Annotated in this window: 28 protein-coding genes; 16 read left to right on the forward strand and 12 right to left on the reverse strand. The window is 68.6% G+C overall.

The features are described from left to right. Window positions 1-6: 6 nt before the first annotated feature. Both EV645_RS37025 and EV645_RS37030 read right to left on the reverse strand, forming a co-directional pair. Complete coding sequence (locus tag EV645_RS37025; RefSeq protein WP_130449068.1) at window positions 7-573, reverse strand: HdeD family acid-resistance protein; 567 nt, start codon at window positions 571-573, stop codon at window positions 7-9. 69 nt (window positions 574-642) lie between these two features. Next, window positions 643-1,362 (reverse strand): IclR family transcriptional regulator, encoded by a 720-nt coding sequence (locus EV645_RS37030; RefSeq protein WP_130387568.1) that lies wholly within the window; start codon window positions 1,360-1,362, stop codon window positions 643-645. A gap of 107 nt (window positions 1,363-1,469) precedes the next feature. Here EV645_RS37030 and leuC point away from each other — a divergent pair, with 107 nt between their 5' ends. The 4 genes from leuC to EV645_RS37050 all read left to right on the forward strand — a co-directional run bounded on the left by leuC (window position 1,470) and on the right by EV645_RS37050 (window position 5,696). Then, window positions 1,470-2,894 carry a 3-isopropylmalate dehydratase large subunit gene (gene leuC, locus EV645_RS37035; RefSeq protein WP_130449070.1) on the forward strand — a complete coding sequence of 475 codons (1,425 nt, stop codon included), beginning with the start codon at window positions 1,470-1,472 and terminating at the stop codon, window positions 2,892-2,894. Between the two features lie 14 nt (window positions 2,895-2,908). Then, a complete protein-coding gene (leuD, locus tag EV645_RS37040; RefSeq protein WP_130449072.1) occupies window positions 2,909-3,508 on the forward strand; it encodes a 3-isopropylmalate dehydratase small subunit in 600 nt (199 codons plus the stop codon). A 259-nt stretch (window positions 3,509-3,767) separates the two neighbouring features. After that, window positions 3,768-4,934, forward strand: coding sequence for a magnesium/cobalt transporter CorA (gene corA, locus EV645_RS37045; RefSeq protein ID WP_130449074.1), 1,167 nt, complete (start codon window positions 3,768-3,770; stop codon window positions 4,932-4,934). A gap of 180 nt (window positions 4,935-5,114) precedes the next feature. Beyond that, the gene (locus EV645_RS37050) at window positions 5,115-5,696 is read left to right on the forward strand and encodes an HU family DNA-binding protein (RefSeq protein WP_130449076.1); all 582 of its coding nucleotides are present in this window, start codon (window positions 5,115-5,117) and stop codon (window positions 5,694-5,696) included. Window positions 5,697-5,783: 87 nt separating this feature from the next. Here EV645_RS37050 and EV645_RS37055 read toward each other — a convergent pair whose 3' ends face one another. Further along, window positions 5,784-5,990 carry a hypothetical protein gene (locus EV645_RS37055; RefSeq protein WP_130449078.1) on the reverse strand — a complete coding sequence of 69 codons (207 nt, stop codon included), beginning with the start codon at window positions 5,988-5,990 and terminating at the stop codon, window positions 5,784-5,786. Window position 5,991: 1 nt separating this feature from the next. After that, a complete protein-coding gene (gene cofC / locus EV645_RS37060) occupies window positions 5,992-6,663 on the reverse strand; it encodes a 2-phospho-L-lactate guanylyltransferase (RefSeq protein WP_130449080.1) in 672 nt (223 codons plus the stop codon). A 16-nt stretch (window positions 6,664-6,679) separates the two neighbouring features. Between cofC and EV645_RS37065 the strand changes: the two genes are divergently transcribed. The 3 genes from EV645_RS37065 to EV645_RS37075 are packed head-to-tail and all read left to right on the forward strand — an operon-like array spanning window position 6,680 to window position 9,404. Further along, on the forward strand, window positions 6,680-7,507 hold the full coding sequence (locus EV645_RS37065) for a lysophospholipid acyltransferase family protein (RefSeq protein WP_130449082.1): 828 nt from the start codon (window positions 6,680-6,682) through the stop codon (window positions 7,505-7,507). Next, window positions 7,504-8,508 carry an NAD(P)H-dependent glycerol-3-phosphate dehydrogenase gene (locus EV645_RS37070; RefSeq protein WP_130449084.1) on the forward strand — a complete coding sequence of 335 codons (1,005 nt, stop codon included), beginning with the start codon at window positions 7,504-7,506 and terminating at the stop codon, window positions 8,506-8,508. Before EV645_RS37065 ends, EV645_RS37070 begins: the two co-directional genes overlap by 4 nt. Next, on the forward strand, window positions 8,505-9,404 hold the full coding sequence (locus tag EV645_RS37075) for an aminoglycoside phosphotransferase family protein (RefSeq protein WP_198682113.1): 900 nt from the start codon (window positions 8,505-8,507) through the stop codon (window positions 9,402-9,404). The genes EV645_RS37070 and EV645_RS37075 overlap by 4 nt, the downstream gene beginning before the upstream one ends. Here EV645_RS37075 and EV645_RS37080 read toward each other — a convergent pair. Further along, a complete protein-coding gene (locus tag EV645_RS37080) occupies window positions 9,397-10,512 on the reverse strand; it encodes an ROK family transcriptional regulator (protein ID WP_130449086.1) in 1,116 nt (371 codons plus the stop codon). The genes EV645_RS37075 and EV645_RS37080 overlap by 8 nt on opposite strands. Before the next feature lie 75 nt (window positions 10,513-10,587). On the opposite strand from EV645_RS37080, the gene EV645_RS37085 reads away from it, so the two are divergent. Further along, window positions 10,588-11,694 carry a Gfo/Idh/MocA family protein gene (locus tag EV645_RS37085; RefSeq protein ID WP_130449088.1) on the forward strand — a complete coding sequence of 369 codons (1,107 nt, stop codon included), beginning with the start codon at window positions 10,588-10,590 and terminating at the stop codon, window positions 11,692-11,694. A 10-nt stretch (window positions 11,695-11,704) separates the two neighbouring features. Further along, on the forward strand, window positions 11,705-12,712 hold the full coding sequence (locus tag EV645_RS37090) for a sugar phosphate isomerase/epimerase family protein (RefSeq protein WP_130449090.1): 1,008 nt from the start codon (window positions 11,705-11,707) through the stop codon (window positions 12,710-12,712). 3 nt (window positions 12,713-12,715) lie between these two features. On the opposite strand, the gene EV645_RS37095 is transcribed toward EV645_RS37090, so the two are convergent. Beyond that, window positions 12,716-13,888: an MFS transporter gene (locus tag EV645_RS37095; RefSeq protein ID WP_198682114.1), complete on the reverse strand. Its 1,173-nt coding sequence runs from the start codon at window positions 13,886-13,888 to the stop codon at window positions 12,716-12,718. A 91-nt stretch (window positions 13,889-13,979) separates the two neighbouring features. Between EV645_RS37095 and EV645_RS37100 the strand changes: the two genes are divergently transcribed. Beyond that, entirely contained in the window at window positions 13,980-14,666 is a 687-nt protein-coding gene (locus tag EV645_RS37100) for a FadR/GntR family transcriptional regulator (protein ID WP_198682115.1), read from the forward strand. Here the strand turns inward: EV645_RS37100 and EV645_RS37105 are convergent. After that, window positions 14,629-15,171, reverse strand: coding sequence for a GNAT family N-acetyltransferase (locus EV645_RS37105; protein WP_242000893.1), 543 nt, complete (start codon window positions 15,169-15,171; stop codon window positions 14,629-14,631). The two genes, EV645_RS37100 and EV645_RS37105, sit on opposite strands and share 38 nt — an antisense overlap. 13 nt (window positions 15,172-15,184) lie before the next feature. After that, the gene (locus EV645_RS42990) at window positions 15,185-15,955 is read right to left on the reverse strand and encodes a helix-turn-helix domain-containing protein (protein ID WP_130449097.1); all 771 of its coding nucleotides are present in this window, start codon (window positions 15,953-15,955) and stop codon (window positions 15,185-15,187) included. Between the two features lie 48 nt (window positions 15,956-16,003). Between EV645_RS42990 and EV645_RS37115 the strand changes: the two genes are divergently transcribed. Next, the gene (locus EV645_RS37115; RefSeq protein WP_130449099.1) at window positions 16,004-16,255 is read left to right on the forward strand and encodes a hypothetical protein; all 252 of its coding nucleotides are present in this window, start codon (window positions 16,004-16,006) and stop codon (window positions 16,253-16,255) included. On the opposite strand, the gene EV645_RS37120 is transcribed toward EV645_RS37115, so the two are convergent. Further along, window positions 16,236-16,595 carry a MerR family transcriptional regulator gene (locus EV645_RS37120; RefSeq protein ID WP_130449101.1) on the reverse strand — a complete coding sequence of 120 codons (360 nt, stop codon included), beginning with the start codon at window positions 16,593-16,595 and terminating at the stop codon, window positions 16,236-16,238. The two genes, EV645_RS37115 and EV645_RS37120, sit on opposite strands and share 20 nt — an antisense overlap. A gap of 17 nt (window positions 16,596-16,612) precedes the next feature. On the opposite strand from EV645_RS37120, the gene EV645_RS37125 reads away from it, so the two are divergent. Then, entirely contained in the window at window positions 16,613-17,080 is a 468-nt protein-coding gene (locus tag EV645_RS37125; RefSeq protein ID WP_198682116.1) for a hypothetical protein, read from the forward strand. On the opposite strand, the gene EV645_RS37130 is transcribed toward EV645_RS37125, so the two are convergent. Next, on the reverse strand, window positions 16,989-18,170 hold the full coding sequence (locus EV645_RS37130) for an MFS transporter (protein WP_130449103.1): 1,182 nt from the start codon (window positions 18,168-18,170) through the stop codon (window positions 16,989-16,991). The two genes, EV645_RS37125 and EV645_RS37130, sit on opposite strands and share 92 nt — an antisense overlap. 52 nt (window positions 18,171-18,222) lie before the next feature. Between EV645_RS37130 and EV645_RS37135 the strand changes: the two genes are divergently transcribed. Continuing rightward, the gene (locus EV645_RS37135) at window positions 18,223-18,984 is read left to right on the forward strand and encodes a DeoR/GlpR family DNA-binding transcription regulator (protein ID WP_198682117.1); all 762 of its coding nucleotides are present in this window, start codon (window positions 18,223-18,225) and stop codon (window positions 18,982-18,984) included. Next, window positions 18,981-20,174, forward strand: a complete 1,194-nt coding sequence (locus EV645_RS37140; protein ID WP_242000894.1) for an MFS transporter — start codon at window positions 18,981-18,983, stop codon at window positions 20,172-20,174. Before EV645_RS37135 ends, EV645_RS37140 begins: the two co-directional genes overlap by 4 nt. Here the strand turns inward: EV645_RS37140 and EV645_RS37145 are convergent. Together EV645_RS37145 and EV645_RS37150 are read right to left on the reverse strand one after the other, a co-directional pair. Beyond that, complete coding sequence (locus EV645_RS37145) at window positions 20,167-21,270, reverse strand: trans-sulfuration enzyme family protein (protein WP_130449104.1); 1,104 nt, start codon at window positions 21,268-21,270, stop codon at window positions 20,167-20,169. The genes EV645_RS37140 and EV645_RS37145 overlap by 8 nt on opposite strands. Further along, window positions 21,260-21,889 (reverse strand): TetR/AcrR family transcriptional regulator, encoded by a 630-nt coding sequence (locus EV645_RS37150; protein ID WP_130449106.1) that lies wholly within the window; start codon window positions 21,887-21,889, stop codon window positions 21,260-21,262. Before EV645_RS37150 ends, EV645_RS37145 begins: the two co-directional genes overlap by 11 nt. Before the next feature lie 107 nt (window positions 21,890-21,996). On the opposite strand from EV645_RS37150, the gene EV645_RS37155 reads away from it, so the two are divergent. Both EV645_RS37155 and EV645_RS37160 read left to right on the forward strand, forming a co-directional pair. Next, entirely contained in the window at window positions 21,997-23,193 is a 1,197-nt protein-coding gene (locus EV645_RS37155) for a cytochrome P450 (RefSeq protein ID WP_130449108.1), read from the forward strand. Window positions 23,194-23,284: 91 nt separating this feature from the next. Then, entirely contained in the window at window positions 23,285-24,418 is a 1,134-nt protein-coding gene (locus EV645_RS37160; protein ID WP_130449110.1) for a D-alanine--D-alanine ligase family protein, read from the forward strand. Window positions 24,419-24,820 lie beyond the last annotated feature (402 nt).

Below are 24,820 nucleotides of genomic sequence, written 5' to 3' on the forward strand. Positions count from 1 at the left end.
TGCGGGTCAGGCCGGTGACGGGCTGGATTGGGCCGGCCCGGTGTTCAGCTCCCGCCGTACCGAGAAGCCGACACCGATCAGGACCACACCCCACACGAGTGCGGTGACGCCCAGTACGACGGCGATGCTGACCGCGCCCGCTCCGGGCTTGGCGGCGAACAGTACGCCGATCAGGATCGACAGCAGCCCGCTCAGCACCAGGAGCCAGCGCGGCATGACCTGCTGACTGCTGAAGGCGCCGGCGAGCTCGAAGATGCCGCGGATGATCAACCAGATCCCGAGGATCCAGGTCAGGGTCGCCGCGGTCATCCCGGGGCTGGTGATCGCGAAGAACGCCGCGACCAGAGCGATCACGCCGAGGACGACCAGCCAGAGCCGGCTGCCCTTCGACTCGGGCTGGAACGCCTGCACGATCGAGCCGATGCCGTCGGCCAGGGCCCAGAAGCCCCACAGCAGGGCCAGGGCGATCGCCGTATGAATCGGCCATGCGATCGCGAGGATCCCGAAGATGACAGCGATGACACCGCGGACGAGCAACATCTTCCAGCCGAGAGTCAACCAGTCCCGCTCCATGTCGGACCTCCTTTGAGGGGCTTTCCACCCTCATGGTGATCCTGGTGGCGCTACGTGACAACTACCCGGCTATTCCGACGCGCGGCGCAGCGCTTCGGAGAGTCGCTCGGCGGCGGCCATCACGGCTGGGGCGTGCATGCGGCCGGGCTGGCGGGACAGGCGCTCGATCGGGCCGGAGACCGAGACGGCGGCGATCACCTTGCCACTGGGGGAGCGGACCGGGGCGGAAACGGACGCGACGCCCTGCTCCCTCTCACCGACCGAGTGCGCCCAGCCACGACGCCGTACGCCGGCCAGCGCGGCCGCGTTGAACGACGCGTTGTGGAGACCGCGATGCATCCGCTCCGGGTCCTCCCAGGCAAGCAGTATTTGGGCAGCCGAACCGGCGGCCATGGTCAACTGACTGCCGACCGGCACGGTGTCACGCAGACCGGACGGACGCTCCGCGGCGGCGACGCACACGCGGTACTCACCCTGGCGGCGGAACAGCTGCGCCGACTCACCGGTGATGTCCCGCAGTCGCGCCAGCACCGGGCCGGCGGTCGCGAGCAGCCGGTCCTCGCCGGCGGCGGAGGCCAACTCACTGAGTCGCGGACCGAGCACGAACCGTCCTTGCATGTCGCGACCGACCAGGCGATGGTGCTCCAGCGCCACCGCGAGGCGGTGTGCGGTCGGGCGGGCCAGCCCGGTGGCCGCGACGAGTCCGGCCAGGGTCGCCGGCCCGGACTCGAGCGCAGACAGAACGAGAGCTGCTTTGTCGAGAACGCCGACTCCGCTAGAGTTGTCCATGAGACGATACTGCCGTCTCGAATCGTGGAACGCAAGTCGCTTCAGGGCCTCAATCGAGAGCACTGTGAGCGAAAGCACCTCACCACATACCTCAAAGGAGAAGTCTGATGGGTAGGACGTTGTCGGAAAAGGTCTGGGATGCGCATGTCGTGCGCCATGCCGACGGAGAACCCGACCTTCTCTACATCGACCTCCATCTGGTCCACGAGGTGACCAGCCCGCAGGCCTTCGACGGACTGCGGCTGGCCGGCCGCGGAGTCCGGCGTCCCGATCTGACCATTGCCACCGAGGACCACAACGTCCCGACGTTCGACGTCGACAAGCCGATCGCCGACCCGGTGTCGCGCACCCAGGTGGACACGCTGCGGAAGAACGCCGAGGAGTTCGGCATCCGGATCCACACGCTCGGCGACCCGGACCAGGGTGTCGTGCACGTGATCGGCCCGCAGCTCGGACTGACCCAGCCGGGGATGACCGTGGTCTGCGGTGACAGCCACACCTCCACGCACGGCGCGTTCGGAGCGATTGCCTTCGGCATCGGTACGAGCGAGGTCGAGCACGTGCTGGCCACCCAGACGCTGATGCAGGCCCGTCCGAAGACGATGGCCGTCACGGTCGACGGCGTACTGCCGGACGGCGTCTCCGCGAAGGACCTGGTGCTCGCGCTGATCGCGCAGGTCGGCACCGGCGGCGGCCAGGGCTACATCGTCGAGTACCGCGGTGAAGCGATCCGCGCGCTGAGCATGGAAGCCCGGATGACGATCTGCAACATGTCGATCGAGTGGGGCGCCAAGGCCGGCATGATCGCGCCGGACGAGACCACGTTCGCGTACCTGCAGGACAAGCCGCACGCGCCGCAGGGCGTCGACTGGGAAGCCGCCGTCGAGTACTGGAAGAGCCTGGCCACCGACGAGGACGCGACGTTCGACCGCGAGGTCGTGCTGCGGGCCGAGGACATCGCGCCGTTCGTCACCTGGGGAACGAACCCGGGCCAGGGCATCCCGCTGTCGGAGAGCGTCCCGTCGCCGGACGACTTCGACAACGAGAACGACAAGGTCGCCGCCGAGCGGGCGCTGGAGTACATGGGCCTGACCGCCGGTACGCCGATGCGCGAGATCCACGTGGACACGGTGTTCCTGGGCTCGTGCACCAACGGCCGGATCGAGGACCTGCGCGCCGCGGCCGGGGTGCTCGCCGGCCGGAAGGTTGCCGAGGGCACCCGGATGCTCGTCGTACCGGGCTCGGGCCGGGTCCGGCTGCAGGCCGAGGCCGAGGGCCTGGACACGATCTTCAAGGACGCCGGCGCCGAGTGGCGCGGCGCCGGATGCTCGATGTGCCTGGGCATGAACCCGGACCAGCTGGCCCCGGGCGAGCGCAGCGCCTCCACCTCGAACCGGAACTTCGAAGGCCGCCAGGGCAAGGGCGGTCGCACCCACCTGGTGTCGCCGCTGGTCGCCGCCGCGACCGCCGTCACCGGGACCCTGGCCGCACCGGCCGACCTGCCGCCCGTCGCCGTACCTGCGAACGCCTGAGGAGCAAGGGAATCATGGAAGCCTTCACCCAGCACATCGGTACGGCGGCCCCGCTGCGCCGCAGCAACGTCGACACCGACCAGATCATCCCGGCCGTGTACCTGAAGCGGGTCACGCGGACCGGCTTCGAGGACGGACTGTTCGCTGCCTGGCGCAACGATCCTTCGTTCGTCCTCAACCAGCCCGAGTACGACGGTGTCTCGGTGCTCGTCGCCGGACCGGACTTCGGCACCGGATCGTCGCGTGAGCACGCGGTCTGGGCCCTGCTCGACTACGGGTTCCGGGTGGTCGTGTCGTCGCGGTTCGGCGATATCTTCCGCGGCAACTCCGGCAAGGCCGGGCTGCTCGCCGCCCTGGTGGAGCAGGACGTGGTCGAGCAGTTGTGGACCACGATCGAGAGCGACCCGGGCACCAAGGTGACGGTCGACCTTGAGAACAAGACGATCTCAGCCGGTGACGTGTCGGCACCCTTCGAGATCGACGACTACACGCGCTACCGGTTGCTGAACGGTCTGGACGACGTCGGCATCACGTTGTCGCACGCGGACGAGATCACTGCCTACGAAGCGACCCGGCCGTCCTTCAAGCCGGCAACGCTGCCTGCGAAGGCCTGAAACATCGGCCAGAGTTAGCGCCCCCGTAACGTTCGGCGGGCCGGGGGCGATAACTCTGGTGTTACCCTTACGTGGTTGTCAGAACAAGGCTTGCGAGACCGAGGAGGTGGGGCGCTGATGAGCGAACCCTCCAGACATACGGGTCTCGCTCGACCTTCGGGGGCCTCCTTCTTCTAGAAGGTGCAGAGTTCTCCAGCAGTTGTGGGGTCGGGCAGACGTGTGTTCATCACTCACCTGATCCACCGCACCTGGAGGACTCATGTCCGACCTTCGCCTGCGCACGATCCGTGCGTTCAGCCGCACCCCGTCACTGCGTGCTGCCGCTCGCAAGCACGCTGCTGCCGTCTCCGCCGCCGTGCCCGAGCAGGCCGAGAAGCAGCCCCGCGATCCGCAGATGCCCAAGGGGCACAGCGTCGTGGACAGTGCGATCTACTGCGACGGCCGCCGGGTCGCTTCTCCTGACTCCCTCGCCGAGACCTACGGCGAGCTGCACCAGGCCCCGCACAGCCTGGCCTGGATCGGCCTGTACCGGCCCGACCGCCGCGAGCTGGCCTCGCTGGCGCAGGAGTTCGACCTGCACGAGCTGGCGATCGAGGACGCCAACGAGGCGCATCAGCGACCGAAGCTGGAGCGGTACGGCGACACGTTGTTCGTCGTACTGAAGGCCGCGCGGTACCGGGACGCGACCGAGGAGGTCGAGTTCGGTGAGGTACACGTGTTCGTCGGACCGGACTTCGTGGTGACGGTCCGGCACGCCGAAGCGCCCAACCTGGCAGCGGTACGGCGCCGGGTCGAGCGCGACCCCGAGCTGCTCAGCCGAGGCGCCGAAGCGGTCCTCTACGCGATCATGGACAAGGTCGTCGACGGCTACGCTCCGGTCGTCGCCGGTCTCGAGAACGACATCGACGAGATCGAGACCGAGGTGTTCCGCGGCGACCCGAAGGTGTCGCGGCGCATCTACGAACTGTCCCGTGAGGTGATCGAGTTCCAGCGCGCGACCCGGCCGCTGGTCGGCATGCTCGAGCAGCTGCGCGGCGGATTCCAGAAGTACGGCGTCGACGAGGAACTGCAACGTTCACTGCGCGATGTCGCCGACCACGTCACCGAGGTGGTGGAGAAGGTCGACGGATTCCGCGAACTGCTGCGCGACATCCTGACGGTGAACGCGACCCTGGTCGCCCAGCAGCAGAACGAGGAGATGAAGAGCCTCGCGATCGCCAGCAGCGAGCAGAACGAAGAGGTGAAGCGGATCTCTGCCTGGGCGGCGATCCTGTTCGCCCCGACCCTGATCGGCACCGTCTACGGGATGAACTTCGACAAGATGCCGGAGCTGCACTGGCAGTACGGATACCCCTTCGCGATCGGCCTGATGGCCTTGGTGTGTGGAGGTCTGCACCAGATCTTCAAACGCCGCGGCTGGCTCTGAACTCCTGGGAATCTCCTGCGAAAAGGGCCCTCAGGGCCCTGATCGGGCCAAATTGTGGCACGAATCGCCCAAAACAAGGGCGAATTGCCGCGTTGGTGTTTGTGAACGGCGTGTTGAGTCCATAACGTTCCTGTGAGATCGAGCGCTGTGCTCGACGCCTAGTGTTCACGGAGGGAAGCAGTGAACAAGAGCCAGTTGGTCGAAGCGCTCGCAGTGCACTTCGACGGAAACCGCCGCCAGGCCCAGCACGCATTGGAATCGGTGATCGACACCGTCCAGCGTGAGCTGACCAAGAAGGGCGGCAAGGTCGCCATCACCGGTTTCGGTGCCTTCGAGGCCATCGAGCGTGGGGCGCGCATCGTGCGCAACCCGCGGACCGGTGAGACCAAGCGTGCCAAGAAGACCACGGTGCCGAAGTTCCGCGCAGGTGCGGAGCTGAAGGCCGTTGTCTCCGGTGCCAAGAAGCTGCCGAAGCTGGTAGCCCCGAAGCCGGCCGCGACCGCCACCAAGGCGGCTGCCCCGGCGAAGAAGGCTGCACCGGTCAAGGCCGCTGCGACCAAGACCGCTGCAACCAAGACCGCCGCTGCGAAGAAGACGGTCGCCAAGAAGGCCCCGGCCAAGACGGTTGCCAAGAAGGCGCCGGCGAAGACCGTTGCCAAGAAGGCCCCGGTCAAGAAGGCCCCGGCCAAGACCGTTGCGAAGAAGGCGCCGGCCAAGAAGGCCCCCGCCAAGAAGACCGCGGCGAAGCGTACCGCTCGCTGATCTTCACGCACTGCGGCATCAGCATCACAGCGAAGGCCGGTCACCCCACTCCAGGGGTTGACCGGCCTTCGCCGTTGTCTGTGGCAACTAGAGCTGGGTGCCGAACTCCACCTTGGTGATCGCCAGTCCGGCACCGGAGCCGGTCGTCTCGATCCGCACCCGTTGTCCTACGCGCAGATGACGGACCGGAGTATCGGCGACGGCGTGCACGGTGAACGGAAGCTCGACACCGGCGTCGGTCAGCACCGCGCCGGAAAACGTCTCGCCGTCGTAGCGGCTCACGGTTGCCTGCATATCAGCAGGCTAGACCCTCGGTCCCGGTCGCGGCACCGAGAACCAGCGACATCACGTCGGCGGTCGCCGGCCCCACCCCGAGCTGTACGGCGTGCGCCAGATCGGCGGCGGTGTCGACATCGCGACGTACCGACTCGATCCCGGTCAGCTCGATCGGCACCGCCCCGGACGCCTGGTGTGCCAGCGCGGAACCTACGCCGAAGCGGGGATCCAGCGGTACGCCGGGAGCCGCCGCGAGCAACGTCGTCCCCGTGCCGGGCTGGTCCACCACGAACGAGCGCGGCGCCGTACAAGCCGCGAGTACGGCGGTGAGCTCGGCCGGACGCAACGCCGGAAGATCCGCGGACAACGCGGCGACGCCGTTGTCCGGGAACTCGGCAGCGGCAACAGCGGCTCCGTGCAGCAAGGCCTCGTTGAGCCCGGCCGCCGGCAGGTCCGGCACGACGTACGCACCGGCGTCGGTCACGTCCGCCGCGACCAACGGATCGTCCGTGACGACCAGGACGGCCCGCACCAGGGCAGAGGCGAGCGCGGCCGCAGTAGTGTCGACAGCGAACGCACGAGCCAGCTCGGGACGGTGCTGCGGGTACGCCGGAGCGAGCCGGCTCTTCGCGATCGCCGTACGCTTCACCGGGATCGCCAGGATCCAGGGAGCGACCTGTAGGTCTGCCATCAGGCAGGATTCTCCCATGACGGATCGCAGCAACGAGCAGCAGGAGGCTCCAGTGGACAACGGGCAGGGTGATCCGCGTCCGCCGCGGGGCTTCTGGTTCGGCATCATCGTCGCGATCGTCAAGCCGTTCATGATCGTGTTCACCAAGTGCCGGTTCACCGGCCGGGAGAACATGCCGCGCACCGGCGGGGTGATCTACGTGCCCAATCACATCTCGCATTTCGACCCCGTGCTGCTCGGATACTTCATCTGGGAGTGCCGGCGGATCCCGCGGTTCCTGGGCAAGGCGTCGCTGTTCAAGATCCCGGTGCTCGGCACGATCATCACCAGCGCCGGCCAGATCCCGGTCTACCGGGATTCCGCCCAGGCAGCGGATGCCTTCCGGGACGCGGTGGCCGCGGTCGAACGCGGTGAGTGTGTGGGCGTTTACCCGGAGGGCACGATCACCCGTGACCCGGAGATGTGGCCGATGACCGGCAAGACCGGCGCCGCCCGGATCGCGTTGATGACCGGCTGCCCGGTGATCCCGCTGGCCAACTGGGGCGCGCAGGAGATCATCAAGTCGTACACGGGCAAGATCCGGATCCGCCTGCTGCCGCGCAAGACGCTGCAGGTCCGGGCCGGTGCGCCGGTCGACCTGAGCGCGTTCGAGGGCAAGCCGCTGACCAACCAGCTGTTGCACGAGGCAACCGAGGTGATCATGGCCCGCGTCGCCGAGACCCTCGGCGAGCTGCGCGGAGAGACCCCGCCCAAGGAGCTCTACGACCTGCGCATGGCCCGCAAGGCCGAAGGTAGGGCGGAAGGTAAGGCCGAAGGTAAGGCTGAAGGTGAGGAGAAGGCATGACGAAGGTTGCGGTGTTCGGTGCCGGATCCTGGGGTACGGCGTTCGCGGTGGTGCTCGCGAACGCCGGGAACCAGGTGTCGGTCTGGGGCCGGCGTGAGTCGCTCTGCGAGTCGATCAATGCCGGGCACGAGAACGCCGAGTACCTTCCCGGTCTGCGATTGCCTGATGCGATCACCGCGACCCACGACCCGGCCGCGGCGGCCGACGGCGCGGAGGCGATCGTCCTCGCGGTTCCGTCGCAGTCGTTGCGGGACAACCTGACGGACTGGGCCGGCGTGCTGCCGAACGCCGTACCGCTGGTGAGTCTGATGAAGGGCGTCGAGCTCGGTACGACGAAGCGGATGAGCGAGGTGATCGCCGAGCTCACCGGCGCCGGGCCGGAACGCATCGCCGTCGTCTCGGGGCCGAACCTGGCGCGCGAGATCGCCGAAGGCCAACCGGCCGCGTCGGTGGTCGCCTGCGCGGACGAGGGTACGGCGGCACGGCTGCAGAAGCTGTGTCATTCGCCGACGTTCCGCCCGTACACGAACAATGACGTGGTCGGCTGCGAGCTTGGCGGCGCCTGCAAGAACGTGATCGCGCTCGCGGTCGGGATGGCCGTCGGACTCGGGTTCGGCGACAACGCCCGCGCATCGGTGATCACCCGCGGTCTCGCCGAGATTGCCCGCCTGGGTACGGCGCTCGGCGCTGACGAGCACACGTTCTCCGGTCTGGCCGGGCTCGGCGATCTGGTCGCGACATGCTCGTCGCCGCTGTCGCGGAACCGGACCTTCGGCGAGAAACTCGGCCAGGGCATGAGCGTTGCGGAGATCGCCGGCGCGACCCGGCAGGTCGCCGAGGGCGTGAAGTCCTGCGCGTCGATCTCCGAGCTGGCACACCAGCACGACGTCGAGATGCCGATCGCCGAACACGTCACCAAGGTCATCGCCGGCGAGATGACCCCGAAGGACATGTTGTTCAGCCTGGTCTCCCGCTCGGCCAAGCCGGAGCGCTGGGGATGATCCCGGCCGCGTTCGCGAAAGCCACCATCGATCGTGAAGGCGCCGTCGGCGAAGCCTGGCTGGCCGAGCTGCCTGGGATCATCGACGACCTGTTGACCCAGTGGGACTGCGAGCCCGACGGCGAAGCCGCACACGGGCAGGTGGGCGTGGTCGTGCCGGTCCGGGACGCCGTGCTCAAGGTGTCGTTCCCGCATCCGGGCAATGTGCACGAGCCGGACGCGTTCGAGGCCTGGGGCGGTGAGGGCGCGGTCAAGCTGTACGAACGCGACGACGCCCGCTACGCCATGCTGCTCGAGCGCGTGCATCCCACGACGCTGCTGGAACACGACGAGGACGTCGTCGTCATCGCGGGCGAGCTGCATCGCCGGCTGACGATCCCTGCCCCGGACGGCCTACCCCGCATGTCCGCACAGGCCGACGTCTGGGAGGAGGAGCTCCGCAAGGACGCCGCCGAGCTCGACCACGCGCTGCCGCCGTACGTCGTGGATGCGGCGCTCGCCGTGGTCGAGGAGCTCGGTCGCGATCAGCCAGAGATCCTGATCCACGGCGACTTCCACCCGCGCAACATCCTCCGCGCGGACCGGGAGGCGTGGCTGGCGGTCGATCCCAAGGGGTACGTCGGCGACCCGGCGTACGACGCGACCACGTTCCTGCGAACGCGGGCCGCGCACCAGCTCGGCGCCGACGACCTGATGAGCGTGTTGAATCACGAGCTCGAACTGTTCGCCGAGACCGCCGAGCTCGAGCCCGAACGAATCCGCCGATGGGCCCAGCTGAACATGGTCCAGTCCGCTTTCTGGGGCCGCCGCCACGGCTTCGGCCGCGCCCGCGGGGGCAGCGAACTCGACCGGTTCATCGCGCTGGCCGACGAGCTCGCGCTCAGCTGGATCAGTTGAGGGTCTGGTTCAGGACGAGCGTGGCTGCGCCCCGGAGGGCCGCGTCCTGGCCGGTCCGGGAGCGGACCACGTGGAGGTGGGTTGTGGCCAGAGGCAACGATCTGGCGTAGATGGTTTCGCGGATGCCAGCCAGCAGGCTGTCGCCGGCCTGGGACAACGAACCACCGACGACGATGACCGACGGGTTGAGCAGGCTGACCGCGGCGGCGAGGACCGTGCCGATCTCGCGACCGGCCTGGCGGATCTCGGCAGTGGCGGCAGTATTTCCGGAGCGGACCAGTTCGACGATGTCGCCGCTGGTGCTGACTCCGAGCCGGGTTGCCAGCGCGGCTGCGGACGCGACCGCCTCGAGGCAGCCGATGTTGCCGCAGCGACAGAGTTCGGTGTGGCCGGGCGCCTGGATGTGGCCGATGTCGCCGGCCGCGCCCTGGGCGCCGCGGTGCAGGCGGCCGCCGCTGATCACGCCGGCACCGATGCCAGTGGCAACCTTCACGAACAGCAGGTGCTCGACGTCCGGGTACGCCGTCGCGTGCTCGCCGAGCGCCATGATGTTCACGTCGTTGTCGACCAGCACCGGGCCGGGGAGCTCACGGCTCAGTCGGCCGACCACGTCGTACGAATCCCAGCCGGGCATGATCGGCGGATGGTTCGGCCGTCCGGTGCTGTGCTCGACCGGACCGGGCAGCCCGACGCCGGTGCCGGCCAGATCCTCCGGCGGCCTCTGCGCTTCTTCCAGTAGCGCGTGGCCCGCCACGGCGACGGCGTCGAGAACAACCTCCGGCCCTTCGGCGATCTTGAGCGGCGTCGTCGACCGGTGCAGGATCTCGCCGGCCAGGTCCGTGAGAGCGACGGACAGGTGCGTCGCCCCGACGTCGGCGGCGAGCACGAGCCGCGCGGTCGGGTTGAACCGGAAGCGCGCGGGCGGCCGTCCGCCCGTCGATGCGGCCTCACCGGACGGTACGACGAGACCGGCGGCGAGTAGGGCCTCGATCCGCCCGGTGACCGTGGAGCGGGCCAGGCCGGTCACGTCGATCAGTTCGGCGCGGGTCCGGGCCTGTCCGTCGAGGAGCAGTCGCAGGACCGCGTCCGTCGTACCGAGATCGCTCATGTGTCGGACTTTCGTCGTACCAGCCGTGGACTTTTGCTTGACAGGGTTCAAAAGGGTCCCATAGCGTCCTACGACATGTCCACCAATGCGCGAAAGCTCAGGGTCGGGATTGTCGGCGGCGGGTTCATGGGCCAGGTCCACGGCAGGGCCGCATTGGTTTCGGGAGCGACCGTGGCCGGCGCTGTCGGCTCGTCACCTGGGCGGGCGGAGGCTGCGGCCGAGGCGACCGGCGCCGAGCGCGGGTTCGCGACCCTCGACGAGTTGCTCGCCTCGGACATCGACGTGGTCCACGTCTGTACGCCGAACAACACGCATCGCGAAGTCACGCTGAAGGCGCTCGAGGCCGGCAAGCACGTGGTCTGCGAGAAGCCGCTCGCCACATCCGTCGCCGATGCGACCGGTCTGACCGCCGCGGCGCAAGAGGCAGGCCTGGTTGGCGCCGTGCCGTTCGTGTACCGCTATCACCCGATGGTCCGCGAGCTGCGGACCCGGATCGCGGCAGGCGACGCGGGGACGATCACCAGCCTGCACGGCTCGTACCTGCAGGACTGGCTCGCCGGTGCGGACGACCAGAACTGGCGCGTCGACGACACGACCGGCGGTCCGTCGCGGACCTTCGCGGACATCGGGTCGCACTGGTGTGACCTGACCGAGTTCGTCACCGGCGACCGGATCGCTGCGATCAGCGCGCAGCTGCGGACGGTGCGAGCCCAGCGCGGCGGAGTCGACGTACACACCGAGGACCTGGCCACCGCGCAGTTCCGGACCGAGGCCGGGGTGGTCGGGACGATCGTGGTCAGCCAAGTCGCAGCTGGCCGAAAGAACCGCCTGTACCTGGAGGTGTCCGGCACCGAGTCGAGCTTCGGCTTCGACCAGGAGGATCCAGACCGCCTGTGGGTCGGTCGCCGTGACGCGTCGCAGTTGCTGACCCGCGATCCCGAGACGCTCAGCCCGCCCGCCGCGCGGGTGAACCGGCTGCCGGCCGGGCATGCGCAGGGGTACCAGGACGCGTTCGACTCGTTCGTCGCCGACAGCTATGCCGCCGTGCTGGGTGACCGCCCGGACGGACTGCCTGACTTCGCCGCCGGAGCCCGGTCCGCTCGCGTGGTCGACGCCGTACTGCGCTCGGCTGCCGCGGACTCTGCCTGGATCACGGTAGACAACTCTGTCGACAACTCTTAGGAGCCTTGAGATGCCACGCCCTATCACGCTGTTCACCGGTCAGTGGGCCGACCTGCCGTTCGAGGAGGTCTGCCAGTTCGCGTCCGAGGCCGGGTACGACGGCGTCGAGATCGCCTGCTCCGGTGATCACTTCGACGTCCAGCAGGCCGTCGACGACGACTCCTACGTCCAGGGCCGCAAGGACATCCTGGAGAAGTACAACCTGCAGGTCTTCGCGATCTCCAACCACCTGGTCGGCCAGGCGGTCTGCGACGACCCGATCGACTTCCGCCACCAGGCCATCGTGCCGTCCCGGATCTGGGGCGACGGCGACGCCGAGGGCGTCCGGCAGCGCGCCGCGGAGGATCTGAAGAACACCGCCCGCGCGGCGAAGAAGCTCGGCGTGAACACCGTCATCGGCTTCACCGGCTCGTCGATCTGGCAGTACGTCGCGATGTTCCCGCCGGTGCCGGCGGAGCGGATCGAGGCCGGCTACCGGGACTTCGCCGACCGGTGGAACCCGATCCTCGACGTGTTCGACGAGGAGGGCGTGCGGTTCGCGCACGAGGTCCACCCGTCGGAGATCGCGTACGACTACTGGACCACGACGCTGACGCTCGAGGCGATCGGCCACCGCGAGGCGTTCGGGCTGAACTGGGACCCGTCGCACATGGTCTGGCAGGACATCGACCCGGTCGCGTTCCTGTGGGACTTCAAGGACCGGATCTACCACGTGGACTGCAAGGACACCCGGATGCGGGTCGGCGGCGGCCGCAACGGCCGGCTCGGCTCGCACCTGCCGTGGGGCGACCCGCGCCGCGGCTGGGACTTCTACTCGACCGGTCACGGCGACGTGAAGTGGGAGGACTGCTTCCGGGTGCTGAACTCGATCGGCTACGACGGCCCGATCTCGGTCGAGTGGGAGGACGCCGGCATGGAGCGCAAGGTCGGCGCCGCCGAGGCGGTCAACGTCATCCGCGCCCTCGCCTTCGACAAGCCGGCCGCCGCCTTCGACGCGGCCTTCGCCACCGACAAGTAAGTCCTAGCGGTTGTCGCGACCCGCGACGAATCCGAGCGTGACCTGGGTGGCTGAGAGCACGGCGAACACGATGAGCGTCGTACTCCAGCCGCCGGTCACCTGGGTCAGGTAGCCGGCAACGACCGGTCCGGCTGCGGCCAGCGTGTAGCCGACGGCCTGCGCCATCCCGGACAACTGCGTCGTCTCGTGGTGGCCGCGACCGCGAAGACTGATCAGCGACAGTGCGGCGACCAGCCCGGCGCCTTGACCCAGACCGCCGACGACCGCCCAGACGATCGCGAGCTGCGGCGCGAGCAGCAGACCCAGCAGCGCGACGAGGATCGGCGTACTCGCCGTCATCAGACCGGCTCGCTGATTCGTCGGGTGCTTCAGCAGGAACGGGATGCTGAGGCCGCCGATCAGGCCGAAGACCTGGAACAGAAACAGGTGTACGCCGGTGGCGCGCTCGGACACGCCACCGGTCGAGATCTCGATGGTGGGCAGCCAGTTCACGAACAGATAGAAGCTCGTCGACTGCAGCCCCATGAAGCCGGTCACGAGCCACGCCGTGGGCTGACGCCACACGCTGACCGGGGGAGTGTCGTCCTTGACGCTTGCCGCCGGCATCGGCTCCGGGGAGAGCGTCCGCGGTAGCCAGATCACAGCGACGAGTACGGCGAGACCGCCCCAGACGGCGAGCGACAACCGCCAGTCGACCGCATCAGCGATCGGCACGGCGAGGATCGACGCGATCGCAGCGCCGCCCGTGATGAACGCCGTGTAGACCCCGGTCGCCCGTGAGACATTGCCTGCGTAGTCCCGTTTGATGATCACCGGGACCAGCACGTTCCCGACCGCGATCGCGGCGCCGACCACCGCCGTACCGATCCAGAGGCCCGCCTGGCCTGTGTACGGGCGGAGCGCGCTGCTGAGCGCCAGGACCAGGAGCGAGACGAAGACGGCGCGCTCCATGCCGAAACGGCGGGACGCGAGGTGGACCAGCGGTGAGGCGACGGCGAACGCAAGTAGCGGCAGCGTGCCGAGCAGGCCCTGTGCGGCCTCGCCGAGATGCAGGTCGAGACCGATCCGCGGCAGCACCGGACCGACCGCGGTCAGCGCCGGCCGGAGGCTCAGCGCGACCACGAAGGCGGTTGCTGTGATCAGCGCCGACCGCTCCCGAGTCACTGGTTCGGTCAACACCGCCACGACACACCCCTACCTGTTCTCGTCTTCTGCAGATGTCCTACATTTACACACAGTACGCTATCCCCTGAACGGAGGTGGGCTGGTGTCCATCGAAGGACCAGTGCGGCAGGTGCCGCTCGTGCTGCAGGTGTCGGAGCGGTTCCGTGCGCAGATCGAGTCCGGGGCCTGGCCGCGCGGCTCGCGGATCCCCGGCGAGAACCAGCTCGCAACCGACCTCGGCGTCAGCCGCGGGACAGTACGGGAGGCGCTGCGTTCACTGAGCCTGACCGGCCTGCTCGAGCCGCGCGTCGGCGACGGCACCTATGTCCGCGCGACCAACGAGATCAGCGGCGTGCTGGTCAGGGACGAGCTCTCGGCGTCATTGACGCACGTGCTCGACGCCCGCGCCGGCATCGAGGCCGCAGCCGCTCGCCTGGCCGCGCAACGCCCTGACCAGGAGAGCCTGGCGGCTTTGTCTGTCGCATTGGAGTCTCGGGCGGCCGCGGGCGACCTGGACGCGTTCGTGGCCGCGGACGCCGACTTCCATCGCGGAGTCGTGGTCGCCAGCGGGAATCCGTTGCTGCTGCGCTTGTACGACGCGATCGCCGAAGTGCTGACCGAATCGATCCACCAGACCGCGACGATGCCCGAGGATCATCGGATCCTCGACGCGCATGTCGACGTACTCGAGGCGATCCGGGCGGGCGATCCCGAGGCGGCTAGTCAAGCGTCGTACGCGTTGATCGAGACCATCAAGCAAGAAGCGAAGGATCCGGCCAGTAGTACCTGAAACAGGCCGGCTGGCCGTTGAGCCGCCGTTGCTCCCCACCGGGCGGCGGGACGTCCTTGCGGTCGCCGCGGACGCCTCCGCGCGCTTCGTAGAACCCCTGGGCTGCGATGTTCTGCTCCAGGACCCATAGGTAGATGCCGGATCCGGGAGCCGCCTCCTGCAGGGCCTTGGCGGTCAACGCCAGCAACTGGGTCCCGATGCCTTGCCGCTTCACCGGTGCGCGGACATGCAGGTTGTCGACGAGCGCGCCGAACTTCGGATCGGCGCCGATGATCAGGTGGCTCAGCCCGACCAGTTGGCCGTCGTACTCCGCGAGCGTGGTCCGCGTGCCCTCGCGCGCCGCCAGCCGTTTGGACCACATCGCGTCGAGATAGCCGGCCGACTCGTCGTCGAGGAACGCGTCGGCGTACGCACCGCGGTAGTGCCGCCGCCAACTGTCTCCGTGCAGCTCAGCTACCGCCGCCGCGTCATCTGCCCCAGCCGTCCGAAACCGCAGCTCATCCACCCTCGAATTCGTATCACCCGTCATGGCTGTCATCCGAGGTTGTCCGAAGGGTGAACCCGGCGTCCGCCATTCGACTGCGGATCAACGAGTCGAGCCTTTGCCAGCCGGGTGAGGCTGCGTTGAGGGTGTTCTGCAGGAGGTCGGGGATGGCGGGATCGGCATCGCTGCCGGGTGGTTCGGTGCCGTAGCGCTGGATGCTGGCGGCAACGATCCGGTCCGCGAGCTCGATCAGGGCTGGATCGTCCGGGTCGAGGTCGTGGGCGTGGTCGGCGGCCAGATACAGGTTTCTCAGGTCGGGATCGGTGAGCGACTGCGCCTGGTCCTGGAACAAGGTGTCGGCCAGGTCTGGGTGCGTTGCGTAGACGATGATCCACAGGTCGCGCTCCATCGCGATCCACCGGTCGGTGAAGCCGAGCGCGGGCAGCCCGGCGAGATGCTCCTCGACGTTCGCGGGCAGGATGCGGATCTCGCCGGCGGCCAGCTTGCGGAGTCGGCGCTGAGTGTCGCGGAGACCTTTGATGCGGGCGGTCAGGCCGGCATCGATCTGCTGCAGCGCATCGGCGAGCTCTTCCGGGGTTGAACCGAGCTCACGGATCCGCGCGAGCGGTACGCCGGCGTCCGCCAGCATGCGGATCCGGACCAGCTCGACGACCGCGTCCGCGGAGTACCGGCGGTATCCGGACGAGTCCCGCTCGGGCTCGGGCAGGAGGCCCTTCGCGTGGTAGACGCGGACGGTCTTGGTCGACACCCCGACGTACCGCGCCAGCTGTCCGATGGTGAGCACGACTCCATTCTTGACCTTGCCCCTAGGGCAATGTCGCACGATGGCTGCATGACCGACTGGGACACCCTCCGCACACTCGCCGACGAAGGCAACGAGAAGGCCCTCGCCCGGCTGGCAGATCTGGCCGACGAGCGGGACGACGTCGAAGCGTTGAGTGAACTACTCGACGAGGGCTGCGACCGCGCCGGCGAGCATCTCACCCGCCGGGCGGCGGCCGCGAAGGACCTGGTCGAGCTCCAACGCATCAGCGACGCCGGCTACGACGAGGCAGGCGAAGTGCTCAACCGCCTATTGGACTGAGCGGACAGCCGGTGCCGATCCGCTCGGTCAGGTCGGCGCGCAGCGTCGCCAGGTCCGCCATCCGCCGATCGATGACCTGCACCTTCTCTGCGAGCAGTGCGGACAGAGCGGTCGCCGAGTCGGGGGAGTCGCGGAGTTGGTCGCCATGCTTGGCGATCTCGGCGAGCGAGAACCCGAGCGCCTGCGCCGTCCGGACGTAATGCAGCCAGGGCACCATCTCCGCGGAGAAATCCCGGTAGCCGTTCGGCCGGCGCTGACCCTCTACAAGACCGATCCGCTCGTAGAAGCGGATCGTGTCCTTGGACAGGTTCGTCTGCTCAGCGAGCTCACCGATGCGCACGGGATCCTCCGTCGGGCTTGACCTTGGACAGCACTCCACTGTTTACCTTCAATCGCGTGTCTCCCCAAAACAGCGGCTATCTCCGCATCGTCCGCGCGAGCGCCTGGTACGACCTGATCGTCACCGCCGGCTTCGCCACGCCCTGGACCTATGTCCTCGTCCACCGCGCCCTGTCATCGTTCGGGACCTTCCCGCCGGTCGACCCCATCCAGACCCTGTACGCGAACCTGATGGGTTCGGTCGTGGTCGTCTGGGCGCTGCTCCGCCTGTTCCGCACGCTGCCGCTGCACGGCTTGTGTGACGGGATCGCGCGGGTCCTGTTCGCGAGTTGGCAGGCCTATGCGCTGGCGCATGGCGGGCCGAAGATCTTGGTGCTGTTCCTGGTGGTCGAGGTCAGCTTTGGAGGGGTTCAGCTCCTGCCGTGGTCGGTCGATGGGTTGCGAGGACGCGCGCGAACACGGCAAGTCCAGCCGCCAGCGCGGTGACCACGATGAACGACATTGTCAGGTTGGCGGCCTGGGCGATGCCGCCGATGATCGACGGCGCCACCAGGCCGGACGCGTAGGTGATGGTCGCGACGCCCGCGATCGCCTGGCTCGGGTTGGGTCCGGTGTGGCCGGCGGCGGCGAAGGCGAGCGGTACGACGACCGCGATCCCCACGCCGATCAGGCCGAACCCGGCCATCGCCACGACCGCCGTCGGCGAAACCACCACGAGCAGCCCGCCCAGCGTCGCGATCACACCGCTCCACCGCACAGTCCGAACGGCGCCGAACCGGTCCACCACCGCATCACCGGTCAACCGCGCGATCGCCATCGTCAACGCGAACCCGGTCGTCGCCCCGGCTGCGACAGCCGCCGAACTGCCGAGGATGTCCCGCAGATACACGGCCGACCAGTCCAGGCTCGCGCCCTCCGCGAACACCGCGCAGAACCCGACCGCCCCGATCAGCAACGCCGACTTCGGCGGCAACGCGAACCTCGCCGGCGGCTCCTCGTCCTCCTCGGGATGGATGTTCAGCACGAACTGACACACCACCGCACCGATCACCGTCAGCACGACGGCTACCACCGCGTGATGGACCTGTGCGCTGACATTCGCATGCGCCGCGAGCGTCCCGACCGCCGAACCGAGCAGCGCGCCCACACTCCAGAGACCGTGCAGCCCGGACATGATCGACTTCTTCAGCCGGTGCTCGATCTCGACGCCGAGCGCGTTCATCGCCACGTCGGCCATGCCCGCCGTACCGCCGTAGATGAAGAGCGCTCCGCACAGTGCGAGCAGACCCGGGGCGAGCGACGGCAGGATCAGCGCGAGCGTCCAGAGCGCGAGCAGACCGCGCAGCGCGTTCCGCGTCCCGAACCGGTGACTGACCCGGGCGGCGAGCGGCATCATCAGCGCCGCGCCGAGCGCCGGGAACGCGAGCGCCAGCCCGAGCTGGCCCGCGGACACTCCCGCATGCTCCTGGATCCACGGCACCCGGGTCGCGAACGACCCGGTCACCGATCCGTGCACACAGAAGACGGCGGCCACGGCGTACCGGGACCGCTTGACGAGTGTGGTGTCCTCAGTCACAAGTAAACAGACAATCTGTTTGAACGATCAGGCGGATGGTAGATTTTTGCGCGTGAGAAGTGCAGAACGGCATCAAGTGATCGTAGAACGACTACGAGTCGTCGACCGAGTGTCGGTCCAGGAACTGGTCGAGGCGACCGAGGCGTCGGACATGACAGTCCGCCGCGACCTCGACTTCCTGGCGGCGCAGGGCGTGCTGAAGCGCGTCCACGGTGGCGCCGTGTCCGCGATGCCGTCCGGCCTCGAGCCGCCGTACTCGCTCCGCACGCAGGCCGCGACCGCCGCCAAGCAGGCGATCGCCAGGGCCGCGGTCGAGCACCTCCACGACGGCGAGACAATCGTCCTCGACAGCGGTACGACGGCACTCGAGACCGCGCGACTGCTGCACGACCGCGCTCTCACGGTCATGCCGCTGTCGCTGCAGGTCGCGCACGAGTTGGCGGATGCGCCGCGGATCCGGCTGCTGATGCCGGGCGGTGAGGCGCGCAAGGGCGAGCTGTCGCTGGTCGGTCCGCTGACCGTCGCCTCGCTGCGGGCGCTGCGCTTCGACGCCGCCGTACTCAGTCCGTGCGCCTTCAGTCTCGACGCCGGGCTGACTGCCTTCGACTTGGGCGATGCGGAGGTCAAGCAGGAGGCGATGAACGTCGCCACTCGCACCGTCGTACTCGCGGACGGAGCCAAATGGGACCGCTCCGCCCTCGCCTACGTCTGCCCGGCCGACCGCCCGGACCTGATCATCACCGACGAGTCGGCTCCCGAAGACCAACGCATACTCCTGACCCAACGCGGCGTAATCGTAGAGGTGGCCTCTTGACCGCGACCGACCTGCGACCGCAGACCGCGCCGCCGCGCGCCGCTCGGGTCGCCACCTGGATGTACTTCGGCCTGAACGGCTTCGCGGTCGGGATGTGGGTCGTGCACATCCCGAGCATCGAGCAGAAGACCGGCATCACCCACAGCACGCTCGGGCTGCTCCTGCTGGTGCTCGGCGGCGCAGCGTTCACCGGCATGCAGGTCGCGGGTCCGCTCGTCGACAAGCTCGGCCAGCGCCGGCTCGTCCCGGCGGCCGGCATCCTGCTCGGCATCGCGCTCGCCGGACCGGGCCTCGCGACGAACTGGTGGACGCTCGGCCTCACGCTGATACTGATCGGCTTCGGCAACGGCTCGATCGACGTCGGCATGAACGCGCAGGCCGTCGTGGTCGAGCGCGGTTACCCGCGGCCGATCATGGCCGCCTTCCATGCGATGTGGTCGATCGGCGGTGCCATCGCCGCGATCGTCGGTGCGGCGACGCTGCGGGCCGACGTACCGCCGGAAGTCACACTCGCATCGGCCGGTGTGGTGTGCATCGTGCTGTCCCTCGTCGCCAGCCGGTTCTTGCTGGAGGCAACCGTTCCTCCGGAGGACGACGTCGCCGAGGGGGAGCAGCGGGCGAAGCCGTCGGCCAAGCTGGTCTGGGCTCTGGGCGGACTCGCCTTCGGCCTGATGCTGTCCGAGGGCGTCGCGAACGACTGGGCCGCGCTGCACTTCCGCGACATCCTCGGCACCTCCGTGAGCACGGCTGCCTACGCGTACGGCGCGTTCGCGGTCGCGATGACCGTGGGCCGATTCCTCACCGACCGGGTCGCGGCCGTCGTCGGACCGGCAGCGATCGTCCGCTGGGGCGCCGCGATGGCAGCGGTCGGCCTGACGCTGGTGATCGTCGTACCGTGGGTGCCCGTCGCGCTCGTCGGCTGGGCCATCTTCGGGCTGGGCCTCGCAGGCGGCGTACCGCAGCTGTTCACCGCCGCAGGCAACCTCGACCCGCGGTCGTCCGGCGCGCTGATGGCGCGCGTCGTCGGCCTCGGGTACGTCGGACTGCTCGCCGGGCCCGCGCTGATCGGCGGGCTCGCGCACTGGATGCCGCTGAACATCGCGTTCATCCTGCCGGTCGTGCTGTGCGTGCTGACGTTCTTCGGCGGCCCTGTCCTCAACGGCCGTGAGATGAAGAAGAGCGCTAACTAAGGGCTTGCTCGAGGTCCGCCCACAGGTCGTCGGGGTGCTCGATGCCGACGGACAGGCGGATCAGGTCCTCAGGGATCGTCGGGACCTCCATCGGCCAGCGGCGGCGGCGTTCGAGCATCGACTCGACACCGCCGAGGCTCGTCGCGTGCACCCAGAGCTCGGTGCGTTCGCAGACCCGCTGGGCGAGCGCCGCGTCGCCGCCGAGTTCGACCGCGAGGATCGCGCCGAAGCCGGACATCTGGGCGGCCGCGCGGTGATGCCCGGGATCGCTCGGCAGTCCGGGGTAGCGGACGCGGCTGACGCGCGGGTGTTCCAGCAGGCGCTCGGCCAGGAACGCGGCGTTCGACTGGGCGCGCTCGAGGCGGAGAGCGAGGGTACGCAGACCGCGCAGCGCGAGCCAGGCCTCCATCGGGCCCGGGATCGCGCCGAGTCCGCGGCGACGGCTCTCGATCGCCGACCACAGGTCGTCGTCCGCGGTGATGACCGCGCCGAGGATGACGTCGGAGTGGCCGGAGATGAACTTGGTCGCCGAATGCATCACGACATCCGCGCCGAGCTGGAGCGGCTGCTGGAGCAGGGGAGTCGCGAACGTGTTGTCCACGACAACGGTCGCGCCGGCCGCGTGCCCAGCTTCGGCAAGCGCCGGGATGTCGGCGACCTCCATAGCGGGGTTGGTCGGCGACTCGATCCACAGCATGTCGGCTCCGTCGAGGACCCGCTTGACGGCCTCGGTATCCGCGACGTCGACGTGCTCGACCGTCAGCCGGCCGGTCTCGGTCTGCTGATCGAGCAGCGCGACCACGCCGGAGTACGCGTGCTGCGGCGCCACGACCCGCCCGCCGACCGGAACCAGGTCGATCACCGCGGCTGCCGCCGCCATCCCCGAGGCGAACGTCAGCCCACGCCCGCCTTCGAGCTCGCCGAGCGTCTCCTCGAGCGCCGACCACGCGTCGTTGCCGAACCGCCCGTACCCGCGATCGCCGCCGGCGACGTACGTCGAACTGAACACCGGCGACTCACCGACCGGCGCATTCGGCACCCGCTCCGGCCGGCCCGCGTGAACGACGACCGTGGACGGATCAAGCTCAGGAGTCATACCCCGAATTGTCGCTGACGCGATAGGTAGCAGCGGGCAGGGGGATGCCGCCGGTGCGGAGCAGGCTCATCGCCTGGCGGGCGAGCGATCTCGCGTCGGTGGTGTCGGGCGTGTCGACCCAGACGCGGACGACCGTCTCGATGATGTTCATCGCAATCCCGGCCGCCAGCGCGCCGGTGAACTCGGCCCGGTTGTCGGCGGGCAACCGCAGTACCAGCTCGTCGGCCAGATCGGTGCGGAAACGCCAGATCAACTCGTTGAGATGAGCGCTCACCGACGCGGTCTGCGCGGCCATGTCGAACACGGCTCGTACCCGGCCCGGATTGGTCTCGAGCTGCTCCAGGACGCGCTCGATCACCGCCTGCAGGCCGGCCGTCAGCTCCAGCTCGGGCTGCTCGCGGAACCAGCTCACTGCGTCGCCCAGGCAGTCCTCGACGAACTCGAGGACCAGCGTCTCCTTGGTCGGGAAGTACCGGTACAGCGTGCTCGGCCCGACCTCGGCCGCCGCCGCGATCTGCTCGACCGTGGTCCGGCCGAAGCCGTTGTCGTTGAACAGCTCGAACGCTTTGTCCGCGATCAGCCGGCGGGTCCGCTCCCGCTTCACCTCGCGCAGTCCCATCAGCACCTCCGCGGGCAGGGTACCGTTTCGCCGACTCGCCGGATGTTGCTTCTCTTTGGTTGACCCAGCCATATGGTAGTCACTACCAAATTCCTTTGGGAGGGTTCATGACCGAGAGCTTCCCCGTCGGCAGGCCGTCCGGGTGTCCTTTCGATCCGGCGCAGGAGTACGCCGGCTTCCGCCGTAGACCTGAGCTGGCCAAGGTCTCCACGCCGGCCGGAGTCGACGCCTATGTGGTCAGCCGGTACGACGACGTACGGACGCTGCTGCGGGACAGCCGGCTGAGCTCGAGGTCCGCGCCGTCGGACCACGTCGTGCCGGGCGCTGATCTGGACCGGGAGGCCGAGTCGGGCTCGATCCTTCACGCGGACGGCGCGGCGCACAGGCGGCTGCGGCGGATGCTGGCGACCGAGTTCGCGGTGAAGCGGATGGAGGCGATGCGGCCGCGGATCGCCGCGATGATCGACACACAGCTCGACGCGATGCTCGCCGCCGGTGGGCCGGTCGATCTGGTGCAGGCGTTCGCGCTGCCGATCCCGTCGCTGGTGATCTGCGAGCTGCTGGGCGTTCCCTATGCGGACCGCGCCGAGTTCCAGGAGCGGAGCGCGACGCTGGTGCGGGTCGACGGCGATCGGGACGAGATCATGCGGGTCAGCGACGCGCTCAACCAGTACATGGTCGGGCTCGTGCTGGCGAAGCAGTCATCGCCGTCGGACGATCTGCTGTCGCGGCTGATCGCCCGTGGCGAGGAGCTGGGCGAGCCGCTGAGCCTGCCGGAGCTGGTGTCGATCGGGATCACGCTGCTGATCGCGGGGCACGAGACGACGGCGAACATGATCGCTCTGAGCACGCTCGCCCTGCTGCGGAACCCTGTCGAGCTCGCCGCGCTGCGGGCCGATCCCACGCTGGCGCCGGGCGCGGTCGAGGAGCTGCTTCGGTATCTGTCCGTCGTCCAGTTCGGGCTGTTCCGGCACGTCACGGACGAGCTGCCGGTCGGGGCCGCGACTCTGCAGGCCGGTGACTTCCTGATCGCGGCGCTGGCGTCGGCGAACCGGGACTCTGCGGTGTTCCCGGAGCCCGACCAGCTGGACCTGCGGAGGTCGGACGGGGCGCATGTCGCCTTCGGGTTCGGGCCGCATCAGTGTCTCGGCCAGCAATTGGCTCGGGTCGAGCTGCAGGAGGTTTTCACCCGGTTGTACCCGCGGATCCCGACGCTGCGACTCGCCGTACCGTTCGAGGAAATCGAGTACCGGGACAACACGCTCGTGTACGGAGTGACAGCGTTGCCAGTCACCTGGGACTGACCCGAAGGGCGGTCGTTACGGAGTGCGATCTGAAGGGGTCTTAACCGAACCCTGGTCGGAACCTGATCCCTGGGCCGCTACAGTCGAGCCGGTGAGTGAGTACTCGAGCGAAGAACAGCGCAAGCCCCGCGTCGCCGTCGTTTTCGGTGGCCGGTCGAGCGAGCACGCCATCTCCTGCGTCACCGCGGCGAACGTCTTGCAGGTGATCGATCGGGACAAGTACGACGTGGTCCCGATCGGGATCAGCACCAGCGGCCACTGGGTGCTGGAGAGCGGCGACCCCGAGCGGCTGTCGATCACCGACGGCAAGCTCCCCGAGGTCGACGTGACCGCGATGCCGGTGCTGTTCGGCGCGAACCGCGAGCTCGTGATCAGCGAGCCCGAGCAGGTCCCGAGCACTCTCGGCCAGGTCGACGTGGTCTTCCCGCTGCTGCACGGCCCGTGGGGCGAGGACGGCACCATCCAGGGCCTGCTCGAGATGTCCGACATCCGGTACGTCGGCTCCGGCGTACTCGCCAGCGCCGTCGGCATGGACAAGCACTACATGAAGGTCGTCTTCCAGGCCGCCGGCCTCGAGGTCACGCCGTACGTCGTGATCCGCGACCGCGACTGGACCCGGGACCAGGACGCCTGCCGTGAGGCGGTCGACGCACTCGGCTACCCGGTGTTCGTGAAGCCGTGCCGCGGCGGTTCGAGCCTCGGGATCAGCAAGGTGAACAGCCTCGACGAGCTCGACGAAGCCGTCGCGGTGGCCCGCGCCCACGACCCGAAGGTGATCGTCGAGGCGTCGGCGAAGAGCCCGCGCGAGATCGAGGTCGGCGTACTCGGCGGCCTGAACGGAGCCAAGCCCGAGGTCAGCGTCTGCGGCGAGATTGCGGTCTCCGGCGGCGGCCACGACTTCTACGACTTCGAGACCAAGTACCTGCCCGAGGGCGAGGAATACACCGCGCTCTCGGTCCCGGCCGACCTCCCCGAGGAGATCGCCGCCGAGGTCCGCGCCAAGGCCCTCACCGCCTTCGACGCCATCGACGCCGAGGGCCTGGCCCGCGTCGACTTCTTCCTCGACGCCGACAACCGCGTGATCATCAACGAGATCAACACCATGCCGGGCTTCACCCCGACCAGCATGTTCCCGCGCCTATGGGCCGCCTCCGGCAAGGACTACGCAGCCCTCGTCGAACACCTCCTGCAACTGGCCACCACCCGCCCCACCGGCCTGCGCTGAACCGCCCCACCGGTCCGCGCCGAACCGGCGCGGCCGGATGGGAATCGGGTTTGGTTGAATGAGGCAACTACTTCAATTAGTTGCCGGGCGCATCGACGGACCGTTGACACTGCGTCAGCATTGACATAACGTCAGCTTTCAGTAACGAATTGTGATCGGCCTGAAACGGTCTTGTGCTGCAACTGCCGATCCAACGGGGTGCGACCACGCCTTCAAGGCGTCGGGTCAGGGAGTCCTGTCCTGCCGCTCGTGGCGGTCTCCTGATGTCCTGTTACCGGGCCCAGACCTGTCTCGGATCGCTCGATGTCGTTCTTGCGACCGCGGATCCTCCTTCACCACGAATCGCCCGGGTAACGAGCTGCGCCGATCCATCGGATCAGGCCGCGGTTCCATCGATGGACT

It is taken from the genome of Kribbella rubisoli (assembly GCF_004217145.1).
In the GTDB taxonomy this organism is placed as follows: domain Bacteria; phylum Actinomycetota; class Actinomycetes; order Propionibacteriales; family Kribbellaceae; genus Kribbella; species Kribbella rubisoli.